Annotated in this window: 9 protein-coding genes; 4 read left to right on the top strand and 5 right to left on the bottom strand. The window is 74.4% G+C overall.

What is annotated here, in order from left to right; translation table 11 throughout:
* Nucleotides 1-677 (bottom strand): alpha/beta fold hydrolase (locus WML84_RS10800; RefSeq protein WP_347346152.1); only part of this gene is annotated, 677 nt, incomplete at its 3' end.
* A 151-nt stretch (nt 678-828) separates the two neighbouring features.
* On the opposite strand from WML84_RS10800, the gene WML84_RS10795 reads away from it, so the two are divergent.
* The 3 genes from WML84_RS10795 to WML84_RS10785 are packed head-to-tail and all read left to right on the top strand — an operon-like array spanning nt 829 to nt 2,728.
* Nucleotides 829-1,311 carry a carboxymuconolactone decarboxylase family protein gene (locus tag WML84_RS10795; protein WP_347346151.1) on the top strand — a complete coding sequence of 161 codons (483 nt, stop codon included), beginning with the start codon at nt 829-831 and terminating at the stop codon, nt 1,309-1,311.
* The gene (locus WML84_RS10790; RefSeq protein WP_347346150.1) at nt 1,308-2,216 is read left to right on the top strand and encodes a tyrosine-protein phosphatase; all 909 of its coding nucleotides are present in this window, start codon (nt 1,308-1,310) and stop codon (nt 2,214-2,216) included. The genes WML84_RS10795 and WML84_RS10790 overlap by 4 nt, the downstream gene beginning before the upstream one ends.
* 38 nt (nt 2,217-2,254) lie before the next feature.
* A complete protein-coding gene (locus WML84_RS10785; protein WP_347346149.1) occupies nt 2,255-2,728 on the top strand; it encodes an SIP domain-containing protein in 474 nt (157 codons plus the stop codon).
* A gap of 106 nt (nt 2,729-2,834) precedes the next feature.
* Here WML84_RS10785 and WML84_RS10780 read toward each other — a convergent pair whose 3' ends face one another.
* From WML84_RS10780 to WML84_RS10765, 4 genes are all read right to left on the bottom strand, one after another.
* On the bottom strand, nt 2,835-3,281 hold the full coding sequence (locus WML84_RS10780; protein WP_347346148.1) for a Fe-S oxidoreductase: 447 nt from the start codon (nt 3,279-3,281) through the stop codon (nt 2,835-2,837).
* Nucleotides 3,278-4,093 carry an arginase family protein gene (locus WML84_RS10775; protein ID WP_347346147.1) on the bottom strand — a complete coding sequence of 272 codons (816 nt, stop codon included), beginning with the start codon at nt 4,091-4,093 and terminating at the stop codon, nt 3,278-3,280. The genes WML84_RS10780 and WML84_RS10775 overlap by 4 nt, the downstream gene beginning before the upstream one ends.
* A 346-nt stretch (nt 4,094-4,439) precedes the next feature.
* The gene (locus tag WML84_RS10770) at nt 4,440-5,177 is read right to left on the bottom strand and encodes a PspA/IM30 family protein (RefSeq protein WP_347346146.1); all 738 of its coding nucleotides are present in this window, start codon (nt 5,175-5,177) and stop codon (nt 4,440-4,442) included.
* Nucleotides 5,178-5,247: 70 nt separating this feature from the next.
* On the bottom strand, nt 5,248-7,239 hold the full coding sequence (locus tag WML84_RS10765; protein WP_347346145.1) for a TPM domain-containing protein: 1,992 nt from the start codon (nt 7,237-7,239) through the stop codon (nt 5,248-5,250).
* A 198-nt stretch (nt 7,240-7,437) separates the two neighbouring features.
* Here WML84_RS10765 and WML84_RS10760 point away from each other — a divergent pair.
* The coding region (locus tag WML84_RS10760; RefSeq protein ID WP_347346144.1) for a DUF3097 family protein at nt 7,438-8,213 on the top strand (776 nt) is incomplete at its 3' end.

Below are 8,213 nucleotides of genomic sequence, written 5' to 3'. Positions count from 1 at the left end.
GCGTTCGCGAGGTGCGCGAAGTGGTGCTTCCACTCCACGCGTCCGTCGGGGCGCACGCGCGAGTTGAGGAACACGCCTCGCGTGGCGGCGGTGCGGGAGCCGCCGAGCCCGAACGAGAGCGCACGGTCGACCAGCTCGTCGCGCGACGCCCAGTCGGCGGGTCCGGCGAAGAACGCCCGGATCATCGCCGCGTCGCCGTTCGGGTCGACGCCCGGTGTGATGTCGATCACGACGAGCGCGCGCACGAGCTCCGGGTGCCGGGCGGCGACCGCCGCGGCGCTGAGGCCGCCGAGCGAATGCCCGACGAGCACGTGCGGCCTCGTGGTCACGGCGGCGATGGCGGCCGCGACGTCCGTCTCGAGGGTGGATGCCGTGTAGCGCGCGTCGGCGCGCCAGGACGAGTCGCCGTGGCCGGGCAGGTCGATCGCGAGCACGGGCAGACCCAGGGCCAGCACCGTCGTGTCCCACGTGTGCGCGTTGAGCCCGGCGCCGTGCAGCAGCGTCACGACCGGGTCGACGAACGCGGCGGTGGCGGGGTCGCCGTACTGCAGGGCGCTGATCGTGCGCCCGTCCGGCAGCGCGAGGTCGCGCCGGCGCACCGGCGGCACGCGGTCCAGCCCCTGCTCGGCGGCCTGCTCGGGCAGGAAGGAGAACTCGTCGAACGAGGGAGCGGCCATGCTCCATTGTGCCCGGCGGCTCCGGGTCCCGGACGCAGGCGGGGCCCGGCCGCCACCGGGGGCGGAGAGCATCCGGTCGGCGGCGTCGCGACCGCATCCGGCGTCCCCTCGCTCCCGCCCCGGTCGCTCCGCCGCTCGGTACCCTGGGAGTATGACCTCGCCGCGCCGCGTCCACCTCTCGCGCGCGGCGCGACCCGCCTACGACGCCCTGAACGCGTTCTCGCAGACCGTGGGCGCGCTGGTCGCCGAGGCGGGCATCGACGAGCGGCTCAAGGAGCTCGTGCAGCTGCACGCCTCGCAGCTGAACGGCTGCGCCTACTGCGTGCGCGTGCACGCCGATCGCGCGGTCGCGGCGGGCGTGACGGCCGACGAGATCGCGCAGCTGCCGGTGTGGCGCGAGTCGGGCGTGTTCACCGAGCGCGAGCGGGCCGCGTTCGAGCTGGCCGAGTCGCACGTGTTCCTCCCCGAGGACGGCATCCCCGACGACGTGTACGACCGGGTCGGCGGCATCTTCACCGAGCAGGAGTACGTCGCGGTCAGCTGGCTGCTCGTGGCCATCAACGCCTTCAATCGCGTGACGGTCGCGGGCCGCTACCCGGTGCCGCCGCGTGCGCGGCCCGAGGCGGCGGAGTGAGCGAGCCCTCGGTCTCGGACGAGGGGCTCGCGGCGCCGGGACGGCGGATCCCGGCTCCGGAGCAGGCGGTCCCCGCGGGGGCGCCGGCGCAAACCGGCCCGGTGCCGGCGGTCGGAGCGCCGAGCCCGGATCCGGTGAGCGCGGTGCACGCGCGTCCGGAGGGTGTGGCCGCCGCCCTCGAGCCGGAGCTCTCGATCCCGGGGCTGATGAACTTCCGCGACACCGGCGGGCTTCCCGCCGGGAGCTCGATGACGCGGCACGGCGTCCTGTTCCGCTCCGCCCACCTCGCCCGCGTCGGGGAGCAGGGCCGCGAGCGGCTCCGCGCCCTCGGCCTGCGTCGCATCATCGACCTGCGCGCCGACGAGGAGGTGCTCGGCGACCCCACGCGTCTGGACGACCTCGGCCTCGAGATGCTCCGGGTGCCGCTGTTCCGCGGGTCGGCGGCATCCTTCCTGCAGGACGACTGGACCCTCGCGAACCTGTACCGCGGACTCGTCGACGACTCCGCCGACCGCATCGTGGAGGTCGTCCGCGGGGTGATCTCGGCCACGCCGGTGCTCGTGCACTGCACCGTCGGCAAGGACCGCACCGGCGTCACGGTGGCGCTCACGCTGGCCGCGGCCGGCGTCGACGAGGACGCCGTCGTCGCCGACTACGCGCGCACCGAGTCGCTCCTGCCGGCCGAGCGCAATGCGCAGATCGTGGCGTACCTGCGCCGTGAGCATCCGGGCTCGGCGAACCTCGAGGAGCTCGCGACGCGCTCGCCGGCACCGGTCATGCGCGGCATGCTCGACGACCTGCGCGCGCGCTTCGGCGCCCCGGTGGAGTTCCTGCGCGCGAACGGGCTCGCCGACGACGAGATCGCCGAGCTGCGGCGCGTGCTGGTCGCCCCCAGCTCCTCATAAGGTAAGGCGTGCCTTCTCCGCGCTATAGTGGAGAGACCATGACCGCACGCACCACCCACGACTCGTCCGCCTGTCGGACGTCGAAGCACGTGCGGGTGCAGCACCTCATCACGGCCGACGAGCACTCGCTCGCCGAGCTCGAGGCGCTCGTCGCGACGCTCCCGCTCTGCTCGACCGGCCGCGTGTTCATCGAGGTGCCGGATGCCTCGTGGATCGGCCACGTGTCGGTGCCGGCCCGCATGATCGTGACGTGGCTCGACCGGTCGCGCCGCTCCGGCGACCCCGGCACGGGCCGCTCGTGCGCACCCGGGCGCGCGCTCGCGCGCGCCGTGACGGCGTGGGCCGACGAGATGCTGTGCGACGAGCACACGTCCGACGAGGCCACGCGCGTGTATCTCCTCGGCGGCTACCTGGGCACGGCCGACATCTTCGACCACCTCACCGGGGTGCGCCGGATGGATGCCGCCGCGATCCACACCCCGGAGCGCTTCGGCCTCGTCGCCGCCCGCTGACGCGGCATCCTCTCGCTGACGCGGCGTCCGTTCGTGTCGCCGTCCGTGGTCGTGCGCTCCCGGACGCGTGGAGCCCTCGTGAGGAGCGCGGCGCCGGATGCGCGGCTCAGGCCGTGCCGCGCGGCACGTAGTTGCCGTCCTCGAGGCCGGCGAGGATCTCGAACCGGTTCGTGAGCGGATCGAACCCGGCGGCGAGGTACAGGAGCGGCATGAGGAAGCCGTAGCGCCGCCACTGCCGCGCGTGGACGGCCTCGTGGCGCAGGAGCCCGTCGCTCACGGCATCCGCCCCGGTGAGGAAGCAGCCGCCCACGCAGACCCCGCCACGGCGGAACGTCCACGACGGCATCCCGGTGAACACCCACAGGCCCCCGCGGCGCTCCACCCGGCCGGTCGACCACAGCGACCCCCACACCCAGCCGACGGCCGTGCCCCACCAGTAGCCGGCCGCGCTGACGGGGGAGTCCAGCAGCGCGCCCGGGATGAACCGGTCGAGGCGCTCGCCGCGGTCGACGGCGCGGCGCGCGCGGTCGCGCCAGCCGGCGGGCGGCCTCACGCGACCGCTCCGACGATGCGGAGGATGGCGGCGAGGTCGTCGACGGCAGCCGCGGGCGTCACCGGTGCGAAGCCGGCGATCGAGGCGCCGACGAGCGGCACGCTCTCGCGCAGCCGCCGGATGGCCGCGGTCAGGACGGCGACCTCGACGCCGAACGGCACCGGGCCGGTCAGCCCGGTCATGCCGGACGGGTCGAGCACGTCGAGGTCCACGTGCACGTACACGGCCGTGGCTCCGGTCGCCGCGACGGCGTCGGCGAGGGCATCCGCGACGGCGAGGTCGTCGACGGTGAGGGCGCCGACCCCGGATGCCGCGGCGAACTCCGCCTCGCCGTCGTCGAGCTCGCGGGCCCCGGCCAGGACCACGCGCGAGGGAGGGATCGCATCGGCGCCCAGTGCGAGCTCGCCGTGGCCGAGGACCGCCCGCAGCGCCATGCCGGCGTACGCGCCGGACGGCGAGGTCTCGGGGGAGTTGAGGTCGCCGTGCGCGTCGAACCAGACGACCGCGAGGTTCTCGTGACGCGAGGCCGCGTGCCCGATCGCCGGGACGGCCACCCCGCAGTCGCCGCCGACCACGACGACCGGCTCGTCGTGCACCGCGAGCGCGTCGGCGATCGCACTGTGCGTGCGGGTGAGCGCGCTCAGGCGCGCGACGCCCGTCCCGAGCGCCTCGCCGGCCTCGAGCGGCACGTCGACGCGCGTGGAGCGGGCTCGCGGCAGGTCGCCGGCGATCGCCTCCGCACCGTCGATCAGGAGCATCGCGCGAGCGGCGGGGGAGCCCTGCCACTGGGGGGCGATCACGAATCGCGTCATCCTCCCATTGTCGTCCTCGCCGGCGCTCGCCGGAATCGATGCGTTGCGCGAATGCTCACCGCGCCCCCCGTCGACCGTGAGGCCTCCCGTCTGCGGACGCGATCGTGCCCGGAATGCGGCAGACGGGAGGTCCCGCGATCCGTGCGAGGCCGCGGAACGCGAGATCGAGAGGCTGCGGAGACAGCGGCGGCGGGCTCGGTGAAGGGCGTCGCGCTCGGCTGGTCTCCCGCGACGCCTCGGCGAGCGACATCGGACGGAGACGCGGAGACGCCCTCCGGCGCGCGATGACCGCACGTCGGAGGGCGTCTCGTGCCCGACTCGGGGGCTGACCCGTGGGCCGTTCCGGCTACTGCTCGATGGCCGGGGCCGGCGTGCCGCCGACCTTGAGCGCGGCGAGGCGCGCCTCGACCTCGGTCAGCTGGCCCATGTCCTCGAGCGCCTCGAACTGCGCGTCGAGCGTCGACGCCGCCAGCTCCTGCTTGCCCTGGGCGATCGCCTCCTGGCGACGCACCTTGTCCTCGAAGCGGCCCAGCTCGCTGGTCGGGTCGAGGACGTCGATCGACTTGACCGCGTCGTGCACCTTGTTCTGCGCCTCGGCGGTCTTGGCGCGCGCGAGCAGCTCGGAGCGCTTCGACTTCAGCTGCTCGAGCTTCTGCTTCATGCCGTTGAGGCCGTTCTTGAGCTTGTCGACGACCTCGGTCTGCGCGGCGATCGACGGGGCGATGGCGCGGGCCTCGTTCTCCTCGCTGATCTGGCGCTGCAGGGCGATCTTGGCGAGGTTGTCGAACTTGTCGGCGTCGGTGGCGTTGCCGGCCCCGCGCAGCTCGTCGGCCTTGCGGCTGGCCGCGAGCGCCTTGTTGCCCCACTCGGCGGCCGCGTTCACGTCCTCCTGGTGGTCGCGCTCGAGCAGGCGCAGGTTGCCGATGGTCTCGGCGATCGCCGACTCGGCGTCGGCGATGCTGTTGGTGTAGTCGCGGACGAGCTGGTCGAGCATCTTCTGCGGGTCCTCGGCGGAGTCGAGGATCGCGTTGATGTTCGCCTTCACGAGGGTCGAGATGCGACCGAAGATGGACTGCTTGGCCATAGATTTTTCCTTTCTCACGGATGTATGGGGGTGTGCGGGCGGATGCCGGGGGTCCGGCCGGATCGGTGGCTCAGAAGCGGCCTCCTCCCCGGCGGCCGCGTGTGCCGCCTCCGCCGAAGCTGCCGGGGCTGATGCGCCCGCCGCCGAACCCGCCGCCGGATCCCCGCGAAGAACCTCGCGATGAGCCTCCGCCGCCGAACATCCCGCCTCCGCCGCCGCGGCCGCCGCCCCCGCCGAGCAGCGAGTTGATGACGATGCCGCCCAGGACCGCGCCCATCACGTTGCCGCCGCCTCCGCTCGAGCCGCCGCCGCCGAACAAGCCGCCGCCCTGGAAGCCGCCGACGTCCTGCTGTGCGTACTGGATGGCCTGCGCGGCGAGCTGGTTCGCGCGCTGCGCGTACTGCAGCGCCTGGGCGGGGTCGGACGCGGCCAGCTGGCGCGCCTGCACGAGCGAGGCGCCCGCCTCGGCGAGCCGCGTGCGCGCCTCGGCGCCGATCGCCCCGCGTCGCGAGGTGATGTAGTCCTCGGCGGCCGACACCTGCGCCTGGGCCTGCGTGAGCTGCTGGCTGAGCAGCTGCGCGGCGCGCTGCGCCTTCTCGGCGGCATCGCGAACGCCCTCCACGACCGCGTCGATCTGCGTGTTGGCGGCCTCCAGCGCCTGCAGTGTGGCCAACGGACGCCGCGCGGAGCCGGAGAGGTTCGCACGGGCGGCGTCGATCTGCTGCTGCGTGGCCGCGATCTGGGCGGCGACGCGCCCGTCGGCATCGGGCAGCGACCGCGCGATGCCGATGTCCTTCTCGAGCTCGGCGACCATGGCCGCGGCGTCCTTCTCGCCCTGCGCGAGGTCGGCGCTCAGCTTGTCGATCGCCTGCTCGAGCAGCCGGGCCTGACCCACGGCCTCCTCGGCCGCGCGGATGTCGACCGCGGCGGCCGACCCGTTGCCCGCGCCGACCGACGCCTGTGCCGCGGCGAGCCGCTCATCGGCGAACGCGATGCGCTGGCGCGCCTGATCGGGGTTGTCGGCGACGGTCGTGAGAGCCTCGGGCGCGTAGGCGGAGCGCAGCCGCGTCAGCGTCGTCGCGGCGCCGTCGAGGGCGGCGGCCACGGTCTCGCGCAGCCCCTGCACCGAGGCGAGCGCCTCGGGCGCGTTCTGCTCGAGCTTGCGCAGCTCGTCGAAGGCCTGCGCCTTCTCGTCCAGGCTCTCGTTGGCCTGCGCGCACAGCTCGAGGATCCGGGTGTTCCAGGCGCGCGCCTGCTCCTCGGTGTCGGGCGTGGAGTCGTCGAGCTGCTGCTTGAGCCCGAAGGCCTCGTCGAGTCCCTTCTTGGCCGCGGTCAGCGCGTCGGCGAAGTCGCGCGCCGTGGCCTCGCCGAACTGCGCGACCGCGAACCCGAGCTCCTGCTCGCTGGTCTTGATCGCGTCGTCGGTCTGCACGAGCGCCGACGCCGCGCGCCGCGCCAGCTCGGCCGTCGGCACGTGCTCGACGGATGCCGGACCCCCGCCGGCCGTGACCTTCTTCCGCCGCGCCCGCACGACGACGACCACCACGACCACGGCGATCGCGGCCACGACGAGGAGCCCGATCCACAGCCCGCCGCCCCCGCCGCCACCGGTCAGATCGGCTCGGAACCGGTCGGCGGCGGTCGTGATCGCGGCGGCGTAGTCGCCCTCCGACAGGGCCGGCCTGATGGCGGCCTCGGTGGCCTCCAGCTGCCCGTCGGAGAGGGGGCCGGAGGTGTCGGCGGAGATGTAGTACTGCCGGCCCTGGGTGGAGATCGCGAGCAGGTACTGCTTCACGCCGAGGCCGTTGCGCTGCGCGACGGCATCCGCCCACTGCTGCCGGTCGGACGGGTTCGTGAAGTCGTCGACGAGCACGACGTAGAGGTCGACGCCGCTGTCGGAGTACAGCGACGCGAGGCGCTCGTTCGCGGCGGCCTCGTCGGAGGCGCTCAACGCGTCCACGCCGTCGAACACGCGCTCGGCGCCGAGCCGCACCGGGTCGGTCGCCGACGCCGACGCGGCGAATCCGGACAGCAGCAGCGCCAGCAGTGTCGCCAGTGTCATGAGCAGGCGCGTACGCATGACTCCCCCTCGAGGTGCTCGCGTGTACGTTCCCGAGCCTACACAGGTCGCCCGACACGCCGGACGGATGCCGGTGCCCTCCGGCTCCGTCTCGACGCGTCCTCCGCGGCGGCATCCGGACAGTGCGGCGGGTCGGCCCGCCGCCGCGCCGGGGCGTGGGTACTGTGTGGCGCCGTGAGCATGGACGACAGATACGGCAGCGACGTGCTGGCCGCCGGGTGGCGCGACGCCGGACGCCGCGCGACGCCGAGGGTCCCGGCATCCGCCGACCTCGTCGTGGAGGTCGCCGGCGACGGGTACTGCGGCGCGGTCGTGGGCGTGCAGTCCGGCCACGTCGAGCTGGAGGATCGGCACGGCCGCACGCGCCTGTTCCCGCTGGGCAAGGGGTTCCTCGTGGACGGCGAGGCGGTCGAGCTCGTCGTGCCGCCGCGTGCGGCCCCCGCGGGGCGCGCCCGTACGGCATCCGGCTCGTTCGCGCCCGCCCAGACGCGGGCCCGCGTGGCGCGGAGCTCCCGCATCCTCGTCGAGGGCCGGCACGACGCCGAGCTGGTCGAGAAGGTGTGGGGCGACGACCTGCGCGTCGAGGGCGTCGTGGTCGAGTACCTGCAGGGGATCGACCTGCTCGACGCGGTGCTGCGCGACGACCCGCCGTCGGCCGACCGCCGGTACGGCGTGCTCGTGGACCACCTCGTGCCCGGGTCGAAGGAGTCGCGCATCGCGCAGGCGGTCGCCCGCGGCCCGCACGGCGCGCACGTGCGCATCGTCGGCCACCCGCACGTCGACGTGTGGCAGTGCGTCACGCCGCGCGCGCTCGGCATCGCGGCCTGGCCGTCGGTGCCCCGCGACGTCGACTGGAAGACGGGCGTCTGCCGCGCGCTCGGCTGGCCGGCGCAGACCCCCGCCGATCTCGCACGGGCGTGGCAGCGGATCCTCGGCTCGGTGCGCTCGTACCGCGA

It is taken from the genome of Microbacterium sp. (assembly GCF_039812165.1).
In the GTDB taxonomy this organism is placed as follows: Bacteria; Actinomycetota; Actinomycetes; order Actinomycetales; family Microbacteriaceae; genus Microbacterium.
The sequence above is the reverse complement of the archived record's forward strand: the minus strand, read 5'-3'. Positions and strand labels throughout refer to the sequence as shown.